A 22,953-nucleotide genomic window follows, 5' to 3' on the forward strand; every position below is an offset into this window, starting at 1 on the left:
GCGCGCTCGCCGTATAACCGGCATCTTTCCCCCCAAGGATGCCGGTCATGCAACTCGCTGCCCTCTATCGCTACCCACTCAAGTCCGGCAAGGCCGAAAGCCTGGCCAGCGCGCGTCTGGATGCCTTGGGCCTGGTGGGTGATCGGCGCTGGATGCTGGTGGAGGAGGGCAGTGGTCGTTTCCTCACCCAGCGCCTGCTGCCGCAGATGAGCCAGCTTTCGGCGCTGTGGAATGCGGCGGGCGGCCTGACCCTCAGCGCGCCGGGGCATGACAGCCTGGATGTGCCACTGCCAGATGCCGATGGTAACTTGCGCGGGGTGACCGTCTGGCGCGACAGCCTGCGCGTGCCGGATGCCGGCGATGCTGCCGCCGAGTGGCTGAGCGCCTTTATCGGCCGCGCCTGCCGTCTGGTGCAGGTGCCGGAAAGCCGCGCGCGGCAGGTCGATACTGGTTATGCCCAGCCCGGCGACAAGGTGGCCTTTGCTGACGGTTTTCCGCTGCTGCTGATTGGCCAGGCCTCGCTGGACGACCTGTCGGCACGGGTCGGTCGGCCGCTGGAGATGCTGCGCTTTCGTCCCAATCTGGTGGTGCAGGGCAGCGCGGCGTTCGCCGAGGATGGCTGGAAACGCATCCGCATCGGTGCGCTGGAGTTCGAGGTGGCCAAGGGCTGCAGCCGCTGCGTGCTGACCACCATCGATCCGCAGACCGGCGAGCGCAGCGCCGACCGCGAGCCGCTGACCACCCTGAAGACCTACCGCGAGCGCGATGGCGAGGTGTATTTCGGGCAGAACCTGTTGCCGCGCGGCGTTGGTGAGCTGCAAGTCGGCATGCCGGTCGAGGTGCTAGCGTAGCCGGGAGGTTTCAAGGGGGGTATTCCCGGATTGCATCCGGGCTACGAAAACGGGCGCCCTTGGGCGCCCGTTGTGCATTTTACTGATCGTCGAAGAAGCGTTCATGCCAGTCCACCAGCGGCGTGGGGGCATTGAGCTTCTGTCCGTAGATCACCGAATAGGACAGCACGTTCTGCACGTACTGGCGGGTTTCGTCGAACGGGATGTTCTCCACCCACACGTCGAAGGCCAGGTGGTCGGCGCCGCGCAGCCACTGGCGCACGCGGCCCGGGCCGGCGTTGTAGGCGGCCGAGGCAAGCACGCGGTTGCCGTTGAACTGGCCATGCACCTGGCTCAGGTAGGCGGCGCCAAGCTGGATATTCTTCTCTGGCACCAGCGCCTGCTGCGGGTTGGCCAGGGGAATGCCGAACTTGCGCGCGGTTTCCTTGGCGGTGGCCGGCATCAGCTGCATCAGGCCCATGGCGCCGACCGGCGAGCGGGCGTCGGCCATGAAGGCACTTTCCTGGCGGGTGATGGCGAACACCCAGCTGGAATGCAGGCCGCGCAGCTTGGCCTGTTGGGTCAGGCTGGTCTTGTGCGCCATCGGGAAGCGGATATCCAGGTCGTCCCAGTACTGCGCCTGACTGATGGTGCGGATGGCCGGGAAATACCACTGCTTATCGAAAGCCAGGCGGGCCTGGGCGACCAGCTCGTCGCGGCTGAACAGGCGACTGACGTGGTACCACTCGCGGCGACCGTCGACGATCTGGCCGCGATCGTGGAATTCCAGGGCGCGGCGGATGCCGGCGGTGTTGCGTACCTTCTGCACCAGTTGCGGGTCGAGGGCCAGTGGCTTGTTATTCAGGCTGTAAGGCGCCTCGATGCGGTCGGCGGCGAGGAAACCATAGAAGTCACGCTCCTTGGCTAGCGGCTGATACAGGGCCTGTACTTGCGGGTTTTGCGGCTGCGCCAGTTGCAGGCTGCGCGCTTGCCAGTAGCGCCAGCGGGGAGTCGTGGCCAACTCGGCCGGTAGGCGGCTGGTCAGCTGGTAGGCATCGTCCCAGCGCCCGTGGCGCAGCAGCAGGCGGGCGCGCCATTCGGAGACGGTGTTGTCGCGCAGCTGCGGGTCATACTTGCTCATCACGTCCAGGCCGCGCATGTCGAAGCGCTTGGCCAGGGTCAGGCCGATCTCGCGGGCGATGGCGACTTTCTCTTCGTCGGAGAAATTCATCTTGCCGGCGTAGACCTCAAGAAGGCTCAGGGCTTTCTCCGGGTCCTGACGGGCCAGACGGCGCAGACCCAGGCCGACTACATCGGCCATGGCGCGATCGGCCGGGGTGAAACGGGCGCTCTGGGTCAGCAGCAGCGGCTTCTGCGCCACTTCGACCAGCAGTTTGCCCTGCTTGTCGAGGCTCGGCAGGCCTTTGATCAGGTAGCTGGCGAGGCCATAGTTGCGTGCTTCGGCGGCCAGTTTGGCGCGTTTCCAGCGCAGCTCCTCGGTCAACTTGCCGTCAGCGCGCCAGATATCGAACAGCACGTCGCAGGCTGCCGGCTGCGATTTGCCGACCAGCCAGAGTTTTTCGGCGGTGGCGTTACCTTCGGCCTTCATACCGTGCTTGAGCTGGTACTGGCCGTAGAGGCAGTCCAGTTCGGTGAAGTTCAGCTTGGGGTCGTAGTAATTGATGAAGGTCTGCCATTCACCGCGTTCGGCCAGCCAGCGCAACCAGCGCAGCTTCATCCAGCCGGCTTGGGGCAAGTCGCCATGCTCGGTGAGGAATTTCTCGATTTCTTCATTGCTGGCCCATTTCAGGCGGGCGGTCAGCTCGTCATAGGCCAGATAGGGTTCCAGCGGGTAGTCGCGCAGGGCATTGGCGTAGCGCAGGTAGGGGCCCTTGTCGCCCTTGGCCAGGGCGCGCTTGGCCTCATCGTACATCTGGCGTTGTTGCGCCAGGCTAGCAGCATGGGCGCTGGGCAGGCTGAAGGTGCAGAGAAGCAGGCAGGAACAAAGGCTGAGCAGAGAACGGCGCATGACACTTCCGGGCAGAAGACAGTAGGGTGCAGGCTCACCGAGCACCAAATATGTCTAGCTTAGCCTTTTGCGCGATGCCGGTGAAAGCATGCGCGTTAGCGTGATGGGTGATGCATAAATGCCAGCATGGATTGCCGGCAACTCAGTTAGAATGCGTCCCCGGTTTTTTGGAAGTCGCTCGTCATGACCCTGCTCAAGTTCACCGAAGTTTCCCTGGCCTACGGCGCCATGCCGCTGCTGGACAAGGTGTCCTGGCAAATTGCCCGTGGCGAGCGCGCCTGCATCATCGGTCGTAATGGCACCGGCAAGTCGAGCATGCTGCGTCTGGTCAAGGGCGATCAGATGGCCGATGACGGGGAAATCTGGCGTGCGCCAGGCCTGAAAATTGGCGAATTGCCCCAGGAATTGCCACGCGCCGACGAGCGGACGGTGTTTGATGTGGTGGCCGAGGGCCTGGCCGGCGTCGGCGCGCTGCTTGCCCAGTACCATCATCTCAGCCAGAACATCCACACCGACGAAGACCTCAACCAGCTGATGCATGTGCAGCAGGAACTGGAGGCGAAGGATGGCTGGCGCCTGCAACAGCTGGTCGACAGCACCCTGAGCCGCCTGCAGCTGCCGGCCGACAAGACCCTGGCGGAGCTCTCCGGTGGCTGGCGTCGTCGTGTGCTGCTGGCCCAGGCGCTGGTCTCAGAGCCGGATCTGCTGCTGCTCGACGAACCAACCAACCACCTGGATATCGGCGCCATTGCCTGGCTGGAAGAAGCGCTGCTGGGCTTCAACGGTGCGGTTCTGTTTATTACCCACGACCGCTCCTTCCTGCAGAACCTGGCCACGCGCATCCTCGAACTGGATCGCGGTGGCCTGATCGACTGGAACGGCGACTACGCCAGCTTCCTGGTGCACAAGGAACAGCAGCTGGCCGCGGAAGAAACCGCCAATGCCCTGTTCGACAAGCGCCTGGCCCAGGAAGAAGTGTGGATTCGCCAGGGCATCAAGGCCCGCCGTACCCGTAACGAAGGCCGCGTGCGCGCGCTCAAGGAAATGCGCCAAGAACGCAGCGAGCGTCGTGAGCGCCAGGGCAAGGCCAATATCCAGCTGGAAACCGCCGACAAGTCCGGCAAGCAGGTGATGGTGGTGGAGAACGTCAGCTTCGCCCACCCAGGCGGTCCCAAGCTGGTCGACGACTTCTCCTTCGTTCTGCAGCGCTCCGACCGCATCGGTCTGCTCGGCGCCAACGGTACGGGCAAGACCACGTTGCTGAAGATGTTGCTCGGGGATCTGCAGCCGACCAGCGGCAAGATCGAGGTGGGTACCAAGCTGGAAGTGGCGTATTTCGACCAATTGCGTCACCAGCTGGAGCCGGAAAAGACGGTGATCGACAACGTCGCCGAGGGTCGCGACTTCATCACCATCGATGGTCAGAACCGCCATGTGCTTAGCTATCTGGGCGACTTCCTGTTCAGCCCACAGCGTGCCCGTACCCCGGTCAAGGCGCTGTCGGGTGGCGAGCGGGCACGACTGTTGCTGGCCAAGCTGTTCAGCAAACCGGCCAACCTGCTGGTGCTGGACGAACCGACCAACGACCTCGACGTGGAAACCCTTGAGTTGCTCGAAGAGGTGCTGCTGAATTTCCCCGGCACCGTGCTGATGGTCAGCCACGATCGGGCCTTCCTCGACAACGTGGTGACCAGCACCCTGGTGTTCGAGGGCGAAGGGCGCGTGCGCGAGTACGTCGGTGGTTACCAGGACTGGTTGCGCCAGGGCGGTTCGCCGCGGCTACTCGGTGTTGGCGAGAGCAAATCCGGTAAAGCAGAACTGAGCGCGGTGGCACCCGCTGCGCCGGTAGTGGAGCCCGTGGTGGAAGTGCCGGCGGCGGCGAAGAAGAAACTCAGCTACAAGCTGCAGCGTGAGCTGGAAGCGATTCCCGGGCAGATCGACGCCCTGGAAAAGCAGCTCGCAGAGCTCCAGGCGCAGATCGCCGCTCCGGCGTTCTATCAGCAGTCGGCGGTTACCACCGCGGCGGTGCTGGATCGCCTGCAGAGCCTGCAAGAAGAACTGGACCAGCTCTTGGAGCGTTGGGCCGAATTGGAAGCCTAGGGGCTGCTGATGTGTTGTCGCTGCTGCGACAACGCGCGCGTATGCCCCCAATAGCCTGTCGGAGAGACGCATGGCGATTGAGTACCGCATCACCCTGGATGACAACCATCAGTTCAGCTACAGGATCGAGCTGGACCGGCCTTACGATGCCCAGAGTGCTGAAACGATGCCCAAGTGGACGCGCCTGGAACATAACCAGTGCAGCAACTGCCCGCTGAACAAGGGCGAGTTCAGTCACTGTCCGGCGGCCGTCGATCTGCATCGCGTGATCGAGGATTTCCATGGTCTGCCGGCCGTGAAGAAGGCGCAGGTCTGGGTGCGCACCCCGGAGCGCGAGTACAACAAGTTGGTGGGTTTGGAGGAGGGCTTGCGCTCCTTGCTCGGGGTGATCATGGCGACCAGTGCCTGCCCGGTGCTGGCACGCCTGAAGCCGATGGCGCAGAACCATCTGCCGTTCGCCAGTAGCCAGGAGTTCATCCTGCGCACCATTTCCCTGTACCTGACGCGCCAGTATTTCAACTTCCGTGAGGGGCGTCGCCCGGATTGGGAGCTGAAAGGGCTGGTCAAGCAGTTCCAGCAGTTGCAGTTGGTCAACCAGGCCTTCTGGCAGCGGATTCTGGATGTCTGCGAAGGTGATTCCAACCTCAAGGCCTTCCTCACCTTCTTCTCCCTGTCGTCGAGCATGACCGTGTCACTGGAGACGCAGCTGCAGAAGATCCGTCCGCTGGTCATGAGTGCTGGCGACGCCAACGAATAAGGCGTCTCGGCGCCCGCTGTTCAGCTCGGCTTCTTCAGGCGCACGGCCAGTACGTCGCAGGGCGCACCATGCAGCACGTCATTGGCCGTGGAGCCGAGCAGCAGGGCCAGGCCGTGACGGCCATGGCTGCCGACCACGATCAGGTCGCAGCCCTGTTCCGTTGCCAGGCGATGAATCTCCTGGCGCGGCTGGCCGTAGACAAGATGGCGCTGTTCGCTGACCAGTTGTGGGTAACGTCCGGCAAAGCTTTGCAGGCGCTCACGGGCCTGGTCGAATTGCTGCTGTTGCAGCAGCGACAGATCCATCGGCACGTCACCGCCAAAGGCCATCGCCATCGGTTCGATGATATGCACCAAGGACGCCTTGGCTGTGCTGCTGGTCGCCAGCTCCAGGGCGCGAATCACAACTGGGTGGCATTCTTCGGTCAGGTCGACGGCAATCAGAATGTGTTGATAGGGCATGAGCGTTTCCTCCTTGGTTGAGGCAGCCTTTTATAAACAGTATGGCTTGCCTGCTTCATAACACAGGCTTTTGCCGCAGGGTGACAGATATGACCTGGTGGATTGTGGTTTTGCTGGTTGCTATGGCGCTCAGTCCGCTGGTCTGGCTGCGTCCTTCGCGCTTGCAGAGTGGGCAAATGGCCCAGCGTCTGGCAGCGCGTCGCCTGGGGCTGGGCATGCAGCTTACTCAGCAAGAGTGGCCGCATTGGCTGGAGTCCAGTCCGCCCGCTAGCTGTGCCCAATACCACCGGCCCCGGCGCAGTGGTCGTAGCGATTGCTGGAGTTATTGGCAGAGCGCTCCGGGGGTGTGGCTCAACCAGTGGCGTGAGCCCTGCAGCGATCCCGCATTGCAGGAATGCCTGCGCGAGTTGCCCGCGGATGTCTACAAGGTAGAGGCTGGGGCGCAGATGATTGCGTTGTACTGGGGCGAGCGGGGCGGCGAGGTCGAGCTGGGCGCAATTGCCGGTGCATTAGCCAAGCTGGCCTGATAGGTTTAGTGCCGCTATCCGCAGCATTATTTACCCTGTGAATGTGCTTTATCAGAACGTCGAAGTGCTCTGGAGCGCGGGTTTCGCCAGTGTTTTGTGGCTTTTAGGTCGATTCTGGTCATTGCGTGACGCTGCGCCCATTTGCTGCGCCAGTGACGGGCAATTGACAATTGTCGGGTTTTCACAGAATGTGTGCGCACCCAAATCAAACGGGCGTATGAATTGAGCGTTTGCCGGTCTCGGCAGCGCCTTTACAGCCCGATTATCGCATCGGTGGGTGTGCCAGGCCGATTGCGGCTATGCTCGACGGCTGCGCCGCGGGCAAGCCTGCTAGTCGGCTCCGATGTGTACTGTTCAGCTTCCATACCGTGGAGATCAGTTGATGATTTACGAAGGTAAAGCCATCACGGTTAAGGCTCTTGAGAGCGGCATCGTCGAATTGAATTTCGACCTCAAGGGTGAGTCCGTTAACAAGTTCAACCGTCTCACTCTGAGCGAGCTGCGCCAGTCCGTGGACGCCATCAAGGCTGACGGTTCGATCAAGGGCGTAATCGTTACCAGCGGCAAAGACGTGTTCATCGTCGGTGCCGACATCACCGAGTTCGTCGATAACTTCAAGTTGCCCGACGAAGAGCTGGTAGCCGGCAACCTCGAAGCCAACAAGATCTTCAGCGACTTCGAAGACCTCAATGTGCCGACCGTAGTGGCCATCAACGGCATCGCCCTGGGTGGCGGTTTCGAAATGTGCCTGGCCGCTGACTACCGCGTTGCCGCAGAGACCGCCAAGGTCGGCCTGCCGGAAGTCAAACTGGGTATCTACCCGGGCTTCGGTGGCACCGTGCGTCTGCCGCGCGTGATCGGTACCGACAACGCCATCGAGTGGATTGCTTCCAGCAAGGAAGCCAAAGCTGCCGACGCCCTGAAAGTAGGCGCGGTCGACGCTGTCGTCGCTCCCGCCAAGCTCAAAGACGCCGCTCTGGACCTGATCAAACGCGCCATCTCCGGCGAGCTGGACTACAAGGCCAAGCGTCAGCCCAAGCTGGAAAAGATCAAGCTCAACGCCATTGAGCAGATGATGTGCTTCGAAACCGCCAAAGGTTTCGTCGCAGGCCAGGCCGGTCCGAACTACCCGGCCCCGGTCGAAGCCATCAAGACCATCCAGAAAGCCGCCAACTTCGGTCGCGACAAAGCGCTGGAAGTGGAAGCCGCAGGCTTCGTCAAGCTGGCCAAGACTTCGGTTGCGGAAAGCCTGATCGGTCTGTTCCTGAATGACCAGGAACTGAAGAAGAAAGCCAAGCAGCACGACGAAATCGCGCGTGACGTGAAACTGGCTGCCGTACTGGGCGCGGGCATCATGGGTGGCGGTATCGCCTACCAGTCGGCCTCCAAAGGCACCCCGATCCTGATGAAGGATATCCGCGAAGAGGGTATCCAGATGGGTCTGGCCGAGGCTTCCAAGCTGCTCGGCAGTCGCGTCGCCAAAGGCCGCATGACGCCGGCGAAGATGGCCGAAGCCCTGACCGGTATTCGTCCGACCATGTCCTACGGTGATTTCGGCAACGTCGATATCGTCGTCGAAGCCGTAGTCGAGAATCCGAAGGTCAAGCAGATCGTACTCGCCGAAGTGGAAGGTGTGGTTCGCGAAGACGCGATCCTGGCTTCCAACACCTCGACCATTTCCATCAACTTGCTGGCCAAGGCCCTCAAGCGTCCGGAAAACTTCGTCGGCATGCACTTCTTCAACCCGGTGCACATGATGCCGCTGGTTGAAGTCATCCGTGGCGAGAAGTCCAGCGATGTAGCCGTAGCTACCACCGTTGCTTACGCCAAGAAGATGGGCAAGAGCCCGATCGTGGTCAACGATTGCCCGGGCTTCCTGGTCAACCGCGTGCTGTTCCCGTACTTCGGCGGCTTCTCCAAGCTGCTCGGTTTCGGTGTCGACTTCGTGCGTATCGACAAGGTCATGGAGAAGTTCGGCTGGCCCATGGGCCCGGCGTACCTGTCCGACGTGGTCGGTATCGACACCGGTCACCATGGCCGTGACGTGATGGCCGAAGGCTTCCCGGATCGTATGGGCGTGGAAGGCAAGACTGCCGTCGACGTGATGTACGACGCCAATCGCCTGGGTCAGAAAAATGGCAAGGGTTTCTACGCTTACGAGATGGACAAGCGTGGCAAGCCGAAGAAGGTCTCCGACCCGGTTGCCTACGATCTGCTCAAGACCATCGTGACCGAGCAGCGTGAAGTAACTGACGAAGACATCATCAACTTCATGATGATCCCGCTGTGCCTGGAAACCGTTCGTTGCCTGGAAGATGGCATCGTTGAAACCGCTGCCGAGGCCGACATGGGCCTGATCTACGGCATCGGCTTCCCGCCCTTCCGTGGTGGTGCACTGCGTTACATCGACTCCATCGGTGTAGCCGAATTCGTGGCCCTGGCTGACAAATATGCCGACCTGGGCGCGCTGTACTACCCGACCGCCAAACTTCGCGAAATGGCCAAAAACGGCCAGAAGTTTTTCGGTTAATCGCGCAACGATCAGAGCGAGAGTAGAGATATGAGCCTGAATCCGAGAGACGCAGTCATTGTCGACTTCGGCCGTACCCCGATGGGTCGTTCCAAAGGTGGCATGCACCGCAACACCCGTGCCGAGAACATGTCGGCACACCTGATCAGCGGCGTGCTGGCACGCAATACCAAGCTGGACCCGGCTGAAGTCGAAGACGTGATCTGGGGCTGCGTTAACCAGACCCTGGAGCAGGGCTGGAACATCGCGCGCATGGCGTCGCTGATGACCCAGATTCCGCACACCAGCGCTGCGCAAACCGTCAGCCGTCTGTGTGGTTCTTCCATGAGCGCCCTGCACACTGCCGTGCAGGCGATCCAGACCGGCAACGGCGACGTGTTCGTGGTTGGCGGCGTGGAGCACATGGGCCACGTCAGCATGATGCACGGCGTCGATCCGAACCCGCACATGTCCCTGTACGCCGCGAAGGCGTCGGGCATGATGGGTCTGACCGCTGAAATGCTCGGCAAGATGCACGGCATCAGCCGCGAGGCGCAAGACGCCTTCGGTGAGCGTTCGCACCGCCTGGCCCACAAGGCCACCGTCGAAGGCAAGTTCAAGGATGAAATCATCCCGATGCAAGGCTACGACGAGAACGGCTTCCTGAAGGTTTTCGACTACGACGAAACCATTCGTCCGGAAACCACCCTGGAAAGCCTGGCTGCGCTGAAGCCGGCGTTCAACCCGAAAGGCGGCACCGTGACTGCGGGTACTTCCTCGCAGATCACCGACGGTGCTTCCTGCATGATCGTCATGTCCGCCCAGCGTGCCCAAGACCTCGGCATCCAGCCGCTGGCCGTGGTGCGTGGCATGGCCGTACACGGTGTCGATCCGGCGATCATGGGCTACGGCCCGGTGCCGTCGACTCAGAAAGCCCTCAAGCGTGCCGGCCTGACCATGGACGACATCGATTTCGTTGAGCTCAACGAAGCCTTTGCCGCCCAGGCCCTGCCCGTGCTGAAAGACCTGAAACTCCTCGACAAGATGGAGCAGAAGGTTAACCTGCACGGCGGCGCCATCGCTCTGGGCCACCCGTTCGGCTGCTCCGGTGCGCGTATCTCCGGTACCCTGCTGAACGTGATGAAGCAGAATGGCGGCACCCTCGGTGTGTCGACCATGTGCATTGGCCTCGGCCAGGGCATCACCACCGTCTTCGAACGCGTCTAAGCGTTTCGAGATGGAAAAACCGGGGCCCTGTGCCCCGGTTTTTGTTTTTGGGTAATCCGCTTCGGGAGTCGAACCATGCAGCTGCAACCCGGCTTGTACCGCCACTACAAAGGCCCGCAATACCGTGTGTTCGGTGTTGCCCGGCATTCCGAGACGGAAGAGGATGTAGTGGTCTACCAGGCCCTGTACGGCGAGTTCGGCCTGTGGGTCAGGCCACTCGAGATGTTCTGCAGCACGGTCGAGGTGGACGGCGAGACAGTCCCGCGCTTTGCTTTGATCGAGGCCGAACCGGCACGCTTCGCCAAGGAGTGAGCAAGCAGCGCGCTTGACCTCACCTCGACGGCCACTATATATAGCGGTGCCTTTAGCGGCGCCGCCCGCTTTTACTCTCAGAATTCAGGAATTTTCCAATCCATGGGCAAATCGCTGGTCATCGTGGAATCCCCGGCCAAGGCCAAGACCATCAACAAGTATCTGGGCAACCAGTACGTGGTGAAGTCGAGCATCGGCCATATCCGTGACCTGCCTACCAGCGGTTCGGCCAGTAGCGCCAAGGAGCCCGTCAAGCGCGGCAAGGCGGCTGCGGGCGAAGCGCCGGCGCTGTCGCCCAAGGAAAAGGCCAAGCGCCAGCTAGTGTCGCGCATGGGCGTCGATCCGGAACATGGCTGGAAGGCCAAGTACGAGATCCTGCCCGGCAAGGAAAAGGTGATCGAGGAACTGCGCCGCCTGGCCAAGGATGCCGACACTATCTATCTCGCAACCGACTTGGATCGCGAGGGGGAAGCCATCGCCTGGCACCTGCGCGAAGCCATTGGTGGCGATGACAGCCGCTACAAGCGTGTGGTGTTCAACGAAATCACCAAGAAGGCCATCCAGGAAGCCTTCTCCAAGCCCGGCGAGCTGGATATCAACCGGGTCAACGCCCAACAGGCGCGCCGCTTCCTCGATCGCGTGGTCGGCTACATGGTCTCGCCGCTGCTGTGGCAGAAGATCGCCCGTGGCCTGTCTGCCGGCCGCGTGCAGTCGGTAGCGGTGAAACTGGTGGTCGAACGCGAGAAAGAGATCCGCGCCTTCGTCCCGGAAGAATATTGGGAAGTGCACGCCGATCTCGGTACCGCCAAGAACGCCAATGTGCGTTTCGAAGTGGTGCGCGAGAAGGGCGAAGCCTTCAAACCGGTCAATGAAGCCCAGGCCATGGCGGCGCTGGAGAAGCTCAAGGCCTCCAGTTACAGCATCGCCAAGCGCGAAGACCGGCCGACCAGCAGCAAGCCGTCGGCGCCGTACATCACCTCGACCCTGCAGCAGGCGGCGAGTAATCGTCTCGGCTTCGGCGTGAAGAAGACCATGATGATGGCCCAGCGGCTCTACGAGGCCGGCTACATCACCTATATGCGTACCGACTCGACCAACCTCTCGGCCGATGCCGTGGAGATGGTGCGTGGCTTCATCGAGAGCGAGTACGGCAAGAAGTACCTGCCGGCCAAGCCGAATGTCTATTCGAGCAAGGAGGGCGCCCAGGAGGCACACGAGGCGATCCGTCCGTCCGACGTCAATCTGCGTCCGACCCAGATCTCCGGCATGGAGCGCGACGCTGAGCGCCTCTACGAGCTGATCTGGCGCCAGTTCGTCGCCTGCCAGATGCCGCCAGCCGAATACCTGTCGACCAGCGTTACCGTGGCCGCCGGCACCTTCGAGCTGCGCGCCAAGGGCCGTATCCTCAAGTTCGATGGTTACACCAGGGCGCAGCCGCAGCAGAGCAAGCCGGGCGAAGACGACGTGCTGCCGGACATGAACGAGGGCGAGACGCTCAAGCTGATCAAGCTCGACCCCAGCCAGCACTTCACCAAGCCGCCGGCACGCTTCTCCGAAGCCAGCCTGGTCAAGGAGCTGGAGAAGCGCGGTATCGGTCGTCCGTCGACCTACGCGGCAATCATCTCGACCATCCAAGAGCGTGGCTATGTGACGGTGCAGAATCGTCGCTTCTACGCCGAGAAGATGGGTGACATCGTCACCGAGCGCCTCAACGAAAGCTTCTCCAACCTGATGGACTACGGCTTCACTGCCGGCATGGAAGAGCATCTGGACGACGTGGCTCAGGGCGAGCGCGACTGGAAGCACGTCCTCGACGACTTCTACGGCGACTTCAAGAAGAAGCTGGAAGTGGCGGAAGTGGCCGACAGCGGCATGCGCGCCAACCAGCCGACCCTGACCGACATTGCCTGCCGTGATTGCGGTCGGCCGATGATGATTCGTACCGCCTCCACCGGCGTGTTCCTTGGTTGCTCCGGCTACGCCCTGCCGCCGAAAGAACGCTGCAAGGCCACCATCAACCTGATTCCGGGCGACGAAATCGCCGCCGATGACGAAGGTGAGTCCGAGTCGCGCGTGCTGCTCAACAAACACCGCTGCCCGATCTGCGCCACGGCGATGGACGCCTACCTGCTGGATGAAACCCGCAAGCTGCATATCTGCGGCAACAACCCGGATTGCTCGGGTTACGAGATCGAGCAGGGCCAGTACCGCATCAAGGGCTATGAAGGGCCGAGCCTGGAGTGCGACAAGTGCGGCAGCGAAATGCAGCTGAAGACTGGTCGCTTCGGCAAGTTTTTCGGTTGCACCAACAGCACCTGCAAGAACACCCGCAAGCTGCTGCGCAGCGGCGAGGCGGCGCCACCGAAGATGGATGCGGTGCAGATGCCGGAGCTCAAGTGCGAGAAGGTCAATGACACCTACGTACTGCGTGACGGCGCTTCCGGTCTGTTCCTGGCTGCCAGCCAGTTCCCGAAGAACCGCGAAACCCGTGCGCCGCTGGTGCTGGAGCTGATCCCGCATAAAGACGAGATCGATCCCAAGTACCACTTCCTGCTGGAGGCACCGAAGAAGGATCCGGAAGGCCGTCCGGCGGTTATCCGCTACAGCCGCAAGACCAAGGAGCAGTATGTGCAGAGCGAGGTGGACGGCAAGCCCACCGGCTGGCGCGCCTTCTTCTCGGGCGGCAAGTGGAAAGTGGAAAGCAAGGGCTGAGTGACCGAGTCCGGCGCGCCTGGCGCGCTGGCAGGTAATCGGCTTCGCATGAAGTCTGGAGGGCCTTGCCATGGCGCATGAGCTGTATACCCGCACCAATCAGAAGGTCTATTTTGCCGGTCTGGCGTTGGAGAACCTGCGCAAGGCCGAGACAGGCACGTCGATGCACGGCCAGGGGCAGGTGCAGGCCGAGCGTGAGGCTGCGCTGTTCCATCTGTACGGCGCGTTGCTCGGGCTGTGCCATGAGATTGCCGGCTACTACCGTCTGCCGGAAGCCAACGTGCCGCGCGCCGAGTTGCTGCTGAATCAGGCTGTGTTGCAGGCAGCCCCAAGCCCTGAATTGGCCGAGCTGGTCGAGTTGGCGCAGCAGTCGGAAACCTGGCTGGCGCAGCTGCTGCAGGCTTACGCCAAATTGTTCCTGCCGCCACAGGCGCCAAAGACGGCCAAAGTCGATCCGACTTTGCCGCTGATCCAGGCTGTCAGTGTCGAAGAAGAAGTGCCGCAATTGGGGCGCGAAGAGCTGGAAGCCTGGCGTCAGCAGCTCAAGCAGCTGGCCCTGCGCTTTCGCGAGTCGCTCAGCGAGTGCTGAGTGCTGAGTGCAAAGGGATGGGTGGGCTAGGGCGGTTATCTCTTGGCTGGTACACTGCCCGTCTGATTGGAGAATTTTGCTATGCCTACATCCTTCCTGGAAATCGTCGAGCTTCCTGACGGCCGCATTGCTCTGCGCCGTGCCGAGGATGAGGAAACCCTGGTCACCCTGGATTTCTCCGCCGATGCCAAAGCCTTTCTGCAGGGGCAACACGTCGAAGTGGCCAAGGCCATGCTGAACGTTGGTGTGCAAATGGCTGGTCGCCTCGCCGAAGGCGATATGGAGCATGATGATCAGCCGCGGGTGCTGCATTGATCCAGCCCCATGGCTGACGCTTGATCACTTCAGGCAAGCGTTAGCGCAATACCCTCTTTCTACAGAAACATCTTCTGCAGACTTCAGGCGAGGCAGTTGCTGCCCCTGGCCAATCAATCCAGACGAATATTCAGACTCTGTGCGCTGCCCAGTCGGGCCGAGCAGCTCAGGCTCAGGCGTTGTGCTGGCTGCAGTTTGATCCAGCTAACCACAGTGTGGCTGCGGCCCAGGCGCAGGGCCTCACGGGCGAGATCGAAGCTGTTCTGTCCGGTGCGTGGCTGCAGTACCAGCAAACGATCCAGGTTGAGTCCGGCACTACGCAGCCAGGCATTGGTCAGGCCGGCGGGTGGGGCGATAAGGGTCAGCCAGCGGGCGTCCTGGTTCTGGCTCAGTTCGCGCAGTACCGGGCCCAGCAGGTGACGGCAGTGATTTAGCGAGCCAGACAGGGATAGCTCGCTGAAGGGCTCCGATTCTTCTGCCCAGGACGGCAGTTCAACGCTATCGGTGAGTTGCGGGACCAGGCTCTGGCCTAGGAAAGCTTCGAACAGCGGAAGTTGCGAACGATTCAGCGACTGCGGGAACTGCATGAAGCTCTCCTTACGACCTAGTGGCGTATCACGTTAGCGACGGATCACGCCGACACTCAAACCTTCGATGATCAGATCCTGTTCTTCCAGATTCACTTCGATCGGGGCGAACTCGGGGTTTTCGGCAATCAGCAGCACCTTGTTGCCGCTACGCTGAAAGCGCTTGACCGTGACCTCGTCGTCGATACGGGCGACTACTATCTGGCCGTTGCGGGCTTCGCGGGTGGTGTGCACGGCTAGCAGGTCGCCGTCGAAAATGCCGATGTCCTTCATGCTCATGCCGCGTACCCGCAGCAGGTAGTCGGCACGTGGATGGAAGAAGCCGGGATTGATCTGGCAGGACTCTTCGACATGCTGCTGTGCCAGGATTGGCGCGCCGGCGGCAACCCGGCCGATGATGGGCAGGCCTTCTTCTTCCTGCGCCTCCGGCTCGTAGCCAGGGATGCGGATGCCGCGCGAAGCGCCAGGGGTCATCTCGATGGCGCCTTTACGGGCCAGCGCCTTGAGATGTTCCTCGGCAGCGTTGGGCGACTTGAAACCCAGCTCCTGAGCGATTTCGGCGCGGGTTGGCGGGTAACCGTTAGCTTCCAGGCAGCGCTTGATGAAGGCGAGGATTTCAGCTTGGCGAGGCGTGAGCTTGAGCATGATGGTTGTCTGTCTGTTTATACAGTTGCTGTGATTATATACAGTGATTTTGACCTGGCAACAGTTCTTTTTGCTCAGGGCATTGTGGTCATTTCTGCCGCTTGCCGACTTTGCGCAAGGTTCTGCCAATCTGCTCTATGGTTAAATGCGTGACTGGTCAGCCATGAAAGGGCCTGTGAGGCTTGACAGGGCATCGGCCTGAAACGTATGTTTCAAACAAGTGTTTGTCAGGTGGATATTTCATGGCTCAGTCAGAAACAGTCGAGCGCATTCTCGATGCTGCGGAGCAGTTGTTTGCGGAAAAAGGCTTCGCCGAGACTTCTCTGCGCCTGATCACCAGCAAGGCTGGGGTCAATCTGGCAGCGGTCAATTACCACTTCGGCTCGAAGAAGGCGCTGATCCAGGCAGTGTTCTCGCGCTTTCTCGGTCCGTTCTGCGCCAGCTTGGAGAAGGAGCTGGATCGCCGTCAGGGCAAGCCGGAGAGCAAGGCCAGCCTCGAAGAGTTGCTGGAAATCCTCGTGGAGCAGGCGCTGGCAGTCAAACCGCGCAGCGGTAACGACTTGTCTATCTTCATGCGCCTGCTGGGCCTGGCGTTCAGTCAGAGCCAGGGTCACCTGCGGCGTTACCTGGAAGACATGTACGGCAAGGTGTTCCGTCGCTACCTCGTACTGTTGCATGAAGCTGCGCCACGAATACCGCCGCTGGAGCTGTTCTGGCGTGTGCATTTCATGCTGGGTGCTGCGGCGTTCAGCATGTCCGGGATCAAGGCGCTGCGGGCGATTGCCGAGAACGATTTTGGTGTGGATACCTCGATCGAGCAGGTCATGCGCCTGATGGTGCCGTTCCTCGCCGCAGGCATGCGCGCGGAGACCGGGGTCAACGATGAAGCCCTGGCCAGCGCCCAGCTCAAACCGCGGGCCAAGGTAGCGGTCGCCGCGAAAGGCTGATTGCGGCTGTGCCCGAGCGGGCCGATCGGCTAAGCTAGCCGCCCATGCGCCCGCTCGATTTCCTGCATATTTCCATTGCTGATCAATGCCTGTACGGCTTCGCCGACGGGCATTTGGTGCTGCGCCTGTCTGTCTCCACTGCTTTGAATGGTGCGGGTGAGCGCAGCGGTTCCAACTGCACGCCGCGCGGCCGTCACCAGGTGCGGGCGAAGATCGGCGAGGGTTTGCCGCTGGGTGCCGTTTTGCGCGGGCGGCGCTGGACCGGCGAGGTCTGGTCCAATGAATTGCACCAGCAGTTTCCCGGTCGCGACTGGATCCTGACCCGCATCCTCTGGCTCAGTGGTTGCGAACCGGGCATCAATCGCCTGGGCGCCGTCGATACCTTTCGCCGCTACATCTACCTGCACGGTACGCCGGACACCGAGCCGCTGGGCGTGCCGCTGTCCCACGGCTGCGTGCGTCTGCGCAACGCCGACCTGCTGCAACTTTTCCCCCGTGTGCCGCTGCATTGCGCGGTACTGATCGATGAGGCGCCGTGTCCCGCATGGGCGGCCGCCGATCTCGTTTAAGGACTACTCGTGAAGACTCCCCTGTATGGCTCCCTGATGCTGGACGTGCATGGCACCTGGCTGACCGCCGAAGACCGGCAGATCCTGCGCCAGCCCGAAGTGGGCGGGCTGATCCTGTTCGCCCGCAATATCGAAGACCCGCGCCAGGTGCGTGAGCTGAGTGCAGCCATCCGCGCGGTACGTCCGGATCTGCTGCTAGCGGTGGATCAGGAAGGTGGTCGCGTGCAGCGCTTGCGCCAGGGCTTTGTGCGTCTGCCGGCTATGCGTGCCCTGGCCGACAACGATAACGCCGAATACCTGGCCGAACAGTGCGGCTGGCTGATGGCTACGGAAGTGCTGGCGGTCGGCCTCGATCTGAGCTTCGCCCCGGTGCTGGATCTCGATCACCAGCGCAGCGCGGTGGTGGGTAGCCGCAGCTTCGAAGGCAATCCCGAGCTGGCGACCATGTTGGCCGGTGCCTTCATTCGTGGCATGGCGGCGGCCGGCATGGCTGCTACCGGCAAACACTTCCCTGGGCATGGCTGGGCCGAGGCCGATTCCCATGTGGCCATCCCGGTGGATGAGCGCAGCCTGGAGCAGATCCGCAGCAACGATCTGATTCCCTTCCAGTGTCTCAGCCAAGAGCTGGCGGCGGTGATGCCGGCCCATGTGATCTACCCGCAGGTCGACAACCAGCCTGCCGGCTTCTCGCGCCGTTGGCTGCAGGACATCCTGCGCGGCGAGCTGGGCTTCCAGGGTGTGATCTTCAGTGACGACCTGTCCATGGCCGGTGCCCATGTGGTCGGTGATGCCGCCAGCCGCATCGAGGCGGCGTTGAATGCCGGTTGCGACATGGGCCTGGTGTGCAACGACCGCGGCGCCGCAGAGCTGGCCCTGAGCACTTTGCAGCGCCTCCAGGTGCAGCCGCCCAGGGGCCTGGCGCGCATGCGTGGGCAGGGCTTTGCCAGTACCGAATACCGCCAGCAACCCCGCTGGCTGACTGCCGTGGCCGCCCTGCGTGCCGCGCAGCTGATCGATTGAGGTTGCTGTTGAAAAGGATAAGCGCATGACTGTCTACGCCATTATCGGCGGCACCGGCCTGACCCAGCTGGAAGGCCTGACCCTCACCGAAGAGCTGTCGCTCGACACGCCTTACGGCGCCCCGTCGGCCGCTATCCAGCGCGGCCAGTACGCCGGGCGTGAGGTGCTGTTCCTCGCCCGCCATGGCCATCCGCACCGCATCCCGCCGCATCAGGTCAACTACCGCGCCAACCTCTGGGCGCTGAAGCAGGCTGGTGCCGAGGCGATTCTCGCGGTCAACGCGGTCGGTGGCATCCATGCAGCCATGGGCAGTGGTCACCTCTGCGTGGCGCACCAGATCATCGATTACACCTGGGGCCGCGAACACACCTATTTCGCCGGCGATATCGAGCACGTCACCCACATCGACTTCAGCTACCCCTATGACGAACCGCTGCGTGGCAAGCTGATCGACGCCCTGCAGGCGCTGGGCCATGCGCACAGCAGCCATGGCGTGTACGGCGCCACCCAGGGCCCGCGCCTGGAAAGCGTGGCCGAGATCGCCCGCATGGAGCGCGACGGCTGCGATATCGTCGGCATGACCGGCATGCCCGAGGCGGCTCTGGCCCGTGAGCTGGAGCTGCCCTATGCCTGCCTGGCGCTGGTGGTCAATCCGGCGGCTGGCAAGTCCAGCGGCATCATCACCATGGCCGAGATCGAACAGGCCCTTGCCGATGGCATCGGCAAGGTCAAGGCAGTGCTGGCACGGGTGCTCAGCGAGTAGCTTTCCGCAGGTACAAAAAAAGCCCCGCACTGCGGGGCTTTTGCTTTCTCGGGTGGGATTACTGCGGGGTGACTTTCACCAGCATGCCCAGGCTGCCGTGGTCCAGATAGGTCAGCTCGCCGTTCTTCAGGCGGCTGCGCTGCTTGATGCGCTCGCTGCCGGTGAGCAGGGCGTCGGCGTCGAACTGGTTGACCCAGATGTCGGCGTCGATATCGACCAGGCGCTCCAGCAGGGTGAGGGCGATGGTGCCTTCCACCGGGTAATGGCCGAACTGCTCGTTGCCAGTGCTCAGCGCCGACTTGCCCGGCACTGCGCCGAGGGTCTGGGCCCACGCCTTGTGCAGCAGCACCTGGTAGCCGCTGCCTGGGTTGAGTTTGGCCGCCACGTCTTCCAGGGCGATGCCGCGCTCGTTGCCGGCAATCGATTGGGCGCCTGCGGCCCAGTCGTCCGGCGCCGGCTGGCTGGCGACCACCGGCTGGCCGGCCTGACGGAACACGATGACCTCGATCTGGTACAGCGCATCGGCGAACGCCGAGGGTGCCAGCAGGCAGAGCAGCAGGGTGAGATGGCGGAATGCGCGCATGGGGTCAGTCCTTTAAACAGATTGCGAGAGTAGACGCTCGAGCAGGGCCTCGAGGGTGTTGAAACGTTCTTCCGGGCGCTCCATCGGCACCTGGAATTTGAACATCGTGGCGCCTTCGAACTTGTAGCGCTTGGGCTGGCTCTGGATCAGCTTGATCAGGGTCAGCGGGTCGACACAGGTAGTGGCGGCGAACTCGATGCGTCCACCTTGCGGGCCGGCATCGATCTTCTTGATCCCGAGCTTTTCCGCCTGCAGCTTGAGCAGGGTGATGCGCACCAGGTTCTTGGTCGGGTCTGGCAGCAGGCCGAAGCGGTCGATCATTTCCACCTGCAGCTCTTTCAGGCCATCCTCGTCGGCGGCGTTGGCGATGCGCTTGTAGAGGATGAGGCGAGCGTGCACGTCCGGCAGGTAGTCCTCGGGGATCAGCGCGGGTACGCGCAGGTTGATCTCCGGGCCGCCACCGAGCGGCTGGTCGAGGTTTGGCTGCTCGCCCTTGCGGATGGCTTTGACCGCGCGTTCGAGCATTTCCATATAGAGGGTGAAGCCCACCGCCTGGATCTGCCCGCTCTGGCCGTCGCCGAGCAGTTCGCCGGCGCCGCGGATTTCCAGGTCGTGGGTGGCCAGGACGAAGCCGGCGCCGAGGTCCTGGGCGTTGCTGATGGCCTCCAGGCGCTTTTGTGCGTCTTCGGTCATCTGCTTGCGCGGCGGGGTCAGCAGGTAGGCGTAGGCCTGGTGGTGGCTGCGGCCGACGCGGCCGCGCAGCTGGTGTAGTTGTGCCAGGCCGAACTTGTCGGCGCGCTCGATGATGATGGTGTTGGCGCTCGGCACGTCGATGCCGGTCTCGATGATGGTCGAGGCGATCAGCACGTTGAAGCGCTTGTGGTAGAAGTCGCTCATCACCTGTTCCAGCTCGCGCTCGCGCATCTGCCCGTGGCCGATGCCGATGCGCGCTTCCGGCACCAGCTCGGCCAGGTCGGCGGCGCACTTCTCGATGGTCTTCACATCGTTGTGCAGGTAGTACACCTGGCCGCCGCGCAGCAGTTCACGCAGCAGGGCTTCCTTGATCGTCGGGTTGTTCTGCTCCATGACGAAGGTGCGCACCGACAGGCGCCGCGCCGGTGGGGTGGCGATGATCGACAGGTCGCGCATGCCCGCCACCGCCATGTTCAGCGTGCGCGGAATCGGCGTGGCGGTCAGGGTGAGGATGTCCACCTCGCTGCGCAGGGCCTTGAGCTGTTCCTTCTGGCGCACGCCGAAACGGTGCTCTTCGTCGATGATGCACAGGCCCAGGTCCTTGAAGCGCACATCGTCCTGCAGCAGCTTGTGGGTGCCGATGACGATGTCGATCTTGCCTTCGGCTAGCTTGGCCACGGCCTCGTTGACTTCCTTGGTCGATTTGAAGCGGCTCATCACCTCGACCGTCACCGGCCAGTCGGCGAAGCGGTCGCGGAAGCTGTTGTAGTGCTGCTGGGCGAGCAGGGTGGTGGGTACCAGCACCGCCACCTGGCGGCCGCTGTGCACGGCAATAAAAGCCGCGCGCATGGCTACTTCGGTCTTGCCGAAGCCAACATCGCCGCAGACCAGGCGATCCATCGGCTTGGGCGCCAGCATGTCGGCCAGCACTGCTTCGATGGCGGTCTGCTGGTCCGGGGTTTCCTCGAAGGGGAAGCCGGCGCTGAAGGTGGCGTAGTCGGCCAGTGGGTCCTTGAACGCATAGCCTTCGCGGGCGGCGCGGCGGGCGTAGATGTCGAGCAGCTCGGCGGCGACGTCGCGCACCTGTTCGGCGGCCTTGCGCTTGGCCTTCTGCCAGGTCTCGGAGCCGAGGCGGTGCAGCGGGGCGAGGGCGTCGTCGCTGCCGGTGTAGCGGGCGATCAGGTGCAGGCTGGCCACCGGCACGTAGAGCTTGGCTTCCTCGGCGTACATCAGGGCGAGGAATTCGGCGGCCTGGCCGTCGATTTCCAGGGTGACCAGGCCCAGGTAGCGGCCGACGCCGTGGTCGATATGCACCACCGGCGAGCCTTCGCGCAGCTCGGTGAGGTTCTTGATCACGTTGTCGCCGCCATCGCGCGATTTCTCGCGGCGGCGGCGCTGCATCACGCGCTGGCCGAACAGCGGGCTCTCGGCGATCAGGGCGATGTCGTCAAGCAGCAGGCCTTCATCCAGCGGCGCGATGCAGATGCCCAGGCGCGAGGTGCTGGCGGTGAACTCCGGCCATCCGCTGACTTCCAGCGGTTTCAGCTTGAGGCGGGCGAGCAGCTCCAGTAGCACTTCGCGCCGCCCGGCCGATTCGGCACAGAACAGCACGCGGCCCGGGTATTCCTCGATAAAACGCCGTAGCGCCGCCAGCGGCTCGCTGGCCTTGGCCTGGATCGCCAGGTCGGGCAGGGCGCGTGCGTCGAAGCGCTCGCGGCCGACGCCGGTTTCGATATCGGCCTGGTCGGCGACCACCCGTGGCCAGTTCTTCAGGCGGCCGAAGCAGTCGTCCACCGGCAGGAACAGATCGGCCGGCGGCAGCAGTGGGCGCTCGGGATCAACCTTGCGGTCTTCATAGCGGTTGCGTGCGTCGTTCCAGAACTGTTCGGCGGCCTTCTCGATGCCCGGCAGGGAAAACACCTGGGTGTCGGTCGGCAGATAGTCGAACAGGGTGGCGCTGTCCTCGAAGAACAGCGGCAGGTAGTACTCGATACCGGCGGGGGTGATACCGGTTGAGAGGTCCTGGTAGATCGGGCAGCGGCGAAAATCCACGTCGAAGCGCTCGCGGAAACGGCCGCGAAAATCGGTGACGGATTTCTTGTCCAGCGGGAACTCGCGCGCCGGCAGCAGGCGGATCGACTCGACCTTGTCCACCGAACGCTGGGTTTCCGGGTCGAAGGTGCGCAGGGTTTCGATCTCGTCGTCGAACAGGTCGATGCGAAACGGCGTCTCGCTGCCCATCGGGAACAGGTCGATCAGCGCGCCGCGCACGGCGAATTCGCCGTGTTCATAGACGGTATCCACGCAGCGGTAGCCGGCGGCTTCCAGGCGGGCGCGCATTTCGTCGACGTTGAGTTTTTGTCCGACATCCAGCACCAGCCCGGAACCGAGCAGGAAACGGGTCGGCGCCAGGCGGTGCAGGGCGGTGCTGATCGGCACCACCAGTACGCCGTGCTTGAGCTGCGGCAGGCGGTAGAGCGCGGCGATGCGCTGGGAAATGATGTCCTGGTGCGGCGAAAACACGTCGTAGGGCAGGGTTTCCCAGTCGGGGAAGTGCAGTACCGGCAGTTCCGGGGCGAAAAACGCCAGCTCTTCCTGCAGGCGCTCGGCGCTCTGGCTGTCGGCGGTCAGCAACAGGGTGAAGCGCTTTGCGGCGCTGGCGGCTTCGGCAATCGCCAACGACAGCGCGGCACCGGGCAGGTTGCCCCAGTGTTGCTTGCCAGTGGCGGCAGGTAGTTTCGGTAGGCGCAGGACGGACGCGGTCGGCATAGACACAGG

20 protein-coding genes are annotated in these 22,953 nt (G+C 62.7%); 14 read left to right on the forward strand and 6 right to left on the reverse strand.

From position 1 onward, the window contains the following. Positions 1-38: 38 nt before the first annotated feature. The gene (locus tag H3H45_RS16050) at positions 39-851 is read left to right on the forward strand and encodes an MOSC domain-containing protein (protein WP_182834720.1); all 813 of its coding nucleotides are present in this window, start codon (positions 39-41) and stop codon (positions 849-851) included. A gap of 79 nt (positions 852-930) precedes the next feature. On the opposite strand, the gene H3H45_RS16055 is transcribed toward H3H45_RS16050, so the two are convergent. After that, a complete protein-coding gene (locus tag H3H45_RS16055) occupies positions 931-2,859 on the reverse strand; it encodes a transglycosylase SLT domain-containing protein (RefSeq protein ID WP_182834721.1) in 1,929 nt (642 codons plus the stop codon). 183 nt (positions 2,860-3,042) lie between these two features. Between H3H45_RS16055 and H3H45_RS16060 the strand changes: the two genes are divergently transcribed. After that, the gene (locus tag H3H45_RS16060; RefSeq protein WP_182834722.1) at positions 3,043-4,959 is read left to right on the forward strand and encodes an ATP-binding cassette domain-containing protein; all 1,917 of its coding nucleotides are present in this window, start codon (positions 3,043-3,045) and stop codon (positions 4,957-4,959) included. Positions 4,960-5,029: 70 nt separating this feature from the next. Next, entirely contained in the window at positions 5,030-5,716 is a 687-nt protein-coding gene (locus tag H3H45_RS16065; RefSeq protein WP_182834723.1) for a DUF6901 family protein, read from the forward strand. A gap of 20 nt (positions 5,717-5,736) precedes the next feature. Here the strand turns inward: H3H45_RS16065 and H3H45_RS16070 are convergent, their stop codons facing one another. Continuing rightward, a complete protein-coding gene (locus tag H3H45_RS16070; RefSeq protein WP_182834724.1) occupies positions 5,737-6,177 on the reverse strand; it encodes a universal stress protein in 441 nt (146 codons plus the stop codon). Positions 6,178-6,266: 89 nt separating this feature from the next. On the opposite strand from H3H45_RS16070, the gene H3H45_RS16075 reads away from it, so the two are divergent. From H3H45_RS16075 to H3H45_RS16105, 7 genes are all read left to right on the forward strand, one after another. Further along, entirely contained in the window at positions 6,267-6,704 is a 438-nt protein-coding gene (locus H3H45_RS16075; protein ID WP_182834725.1) for a hypothetical protein, read from the forward strand. A 382-nt stretch (positions 6,705-7,086) separates the two neighbouring features. After that, positions 7,087-9,234, forward strand: a complete 2,148-nt coding sequence (fadB, locus tag H3H45_RS16080; protein ID WP_182834726.1) for a fatty acid oxidation complex subunit alpha FadB — start codon at positions 7,087-7,089, stop codon at positions 9,232-9,234. A 30-nt stretch (positions 9,235-9,264) separates the two neighbouring features. Further along, the gene (fadA, locus tag H3H45_RS16085) at positions 9,265-10,440 is read left to right on the forward strand and encodes an acetyl-CoA C-acyltransferase FadA (protein WP_182834727.1); all 1,176 of its coding nucleotides are present in this window, start codon (positions 9,265-9,267) and stop codon (positions 10,438-10,440) included. A gap of 75 nt (positions 10,441-10,515) precedes the next feature. Continuing rightward, positions 10,516-10,752, forward strand: a complete 237-nt coding sequence (locus tag H3H45_RS16090) for a DUF1653 domain-containing protein (protein WP_173205307.1) — start codon at positions 10,516-10,518, stop codon at positions 10,750-10,752. A gap of 102 nt (positions 10,753-10,854) precedes the next feature. Further along, on the forward strand, positions 10,855-13,464 hold the full coding sequence (gene topA, locus H3H45_RS16095; RefSeq protein WP_182834728.1) for a type I DNA topoisomerase: 2,610 nt from the start codon (positions 10,855-10,857) through the stop codon (positions 13,462-13,464). A 70-nt stretch (positions 13,465-13,534) separates the two neighbouring features. Continuing rightward, positions 13,535-14,053, forward strand: a complete 519-nt coding sequence (locus H3H45_RS16100; RefSeq protein ID WP_182834729.1) for a DUF6586 family protein — start codon at positions 13,535-13,537, stop codon at positions 14,051-14,053. Between the two features lie 81 nt (positions 14,054-14,134). Next, positions 14,135-14,368 carry a hypothetical protein gene (locus tag H3H45_RS16105; protein ID WP_173205314.1) on the forward strand — a complete coding sequence of 78 codons (234 nt, stop codon included), beginning with the start codon at positions 14,135-14,137 and terminating at the stop codon, positions 14,366-14,368. Positions 14,369-14,481: 113 nt separating this feature from the next. Here H3H45_RS16105 and sulA read toward each other — a convergent pair whose 3' ends face one another. Both sulA and lexA read right to left on the reverse strand, forming a co-directional pair. Next, positions 14,482-14,955: an SOS-induced cell division inhibitor SulA gene (gene sulA, locus H3H45_RS16110; protein ID WP_182834730.1), complete on the reverse strand. Its 474-nt coding sequence runs from the start codon at positions 14,953-14,955 to the stop codon at positions 14,482-14,484. Positions 14,956-14,988: 33 nt separating this feature from the next. Then, positions 14,989-15,600: a transcriptional repressor LexA gene (lexA, locus tag H3H45_RS16115; RefSeq protein ID WP_160493274.1), complete on the reverse strand. Its 612-nt coding sequence runs from the start codon at positions 15,598-15,600 to the stop codon at positions 14,989-14,991. Between the two features lie 242 nt (positions 15,601-15,842). Here lexA and H3H45_RS16120 point away from each other — a divergent pair, with 242 nt between their 5' ends. Genes H3H45_RS16120 through H3H45_RS16135 form a run of 4 tightly spaced genes read left to right on the forward strand, consistent with a single transcriptional unit; the run spans position 15,843 to position 18,899 of the window. Further along, complete coding sequence (locus H3H45_RS16120) at positions 15,843-16,547, forward strand: TetR/AcrR family transcriptional regulator (protein WP_182834731.1); 705 nt, start codon at positions 15,843-15,845, stop codon at positions 16,545-16,547. Between the two features lie 44 nt (positions 16,548-16,591). Beyond that, positions 16,592-17,116: a L,D-transpeptidase gene (locus H3H45_RS16125; RefSeq protein ID WP_182834732.1), complete on the forward strand. Its 525-nt coding sequence runs from the start codon at positions 16,592-16,594 to the stop codon at positions 17,114-17,116. A 36-nt stretch (positions 17,117-17,152) separates the two neighbouring features. Beyond that, a complete protein-coding gene (gene nagZ, locus H3H45_RS16130; protein WP_407926704.1) occupies positions 17,153-18,136 on the forward strand; it encodes a beta-N-acetylhexosaminidase in 984 nt (327 codons plus the stop codon). Between the two features lie 25 nt (positions 18,137-18,161). Beyond that, positions 18,162-18,899, forward strand: coding sequence for an S-methyl-5'-thioinosine phosphorylase (locus H3H45_RS16135; protein ID WP_182834733.1), 738 nt, complete (start codon positions 18,162-18,164; stop codon positions 18,897-18,899). 58 nt (positions 18,900-18,957) lie between these two features. On the opposite strand, the gene H3H45_RS16140 is transcribed toward H3H45_RS16135, so the two are convergent. Further along, a complete protein-coding gene (locus H3H45_RS16140) occupies positions 18,958-19,482 on the reverse strand; it encodes a CsiV family protein (RefSeq protein ID WP_182834734.1) in 525 nt (174 codons plus the stop codon). A 12-nt stretch (positions 19,483-19,494) separates the two neighbouring features. Next, positions 19,495-22,944, reverse strand: coding sequence for a transcription-repair coupling factor (mfd, locus tag H3H45_RS16145; RefSeq protein WP_182835006.1), 3,450 nt, complete (start codon positions 22,942-22,944; stop codon positions 19,495-19,497). Between the last annotated feature and the right edge of the window lie 9 nt (positions 22,945-22,953).

The sequence above is a fragment of the Aquipseudomonas guryensis genome, assembly GCF_014164785.1.
Classification (GTDB): domain Bacteria; phylum Pseudomonadota; class Gammaproteobacteria; order Pseudomonadales; family Pseudomonadaceae; genus Aquipseudomonas; species Aquipseudomonas guryensis.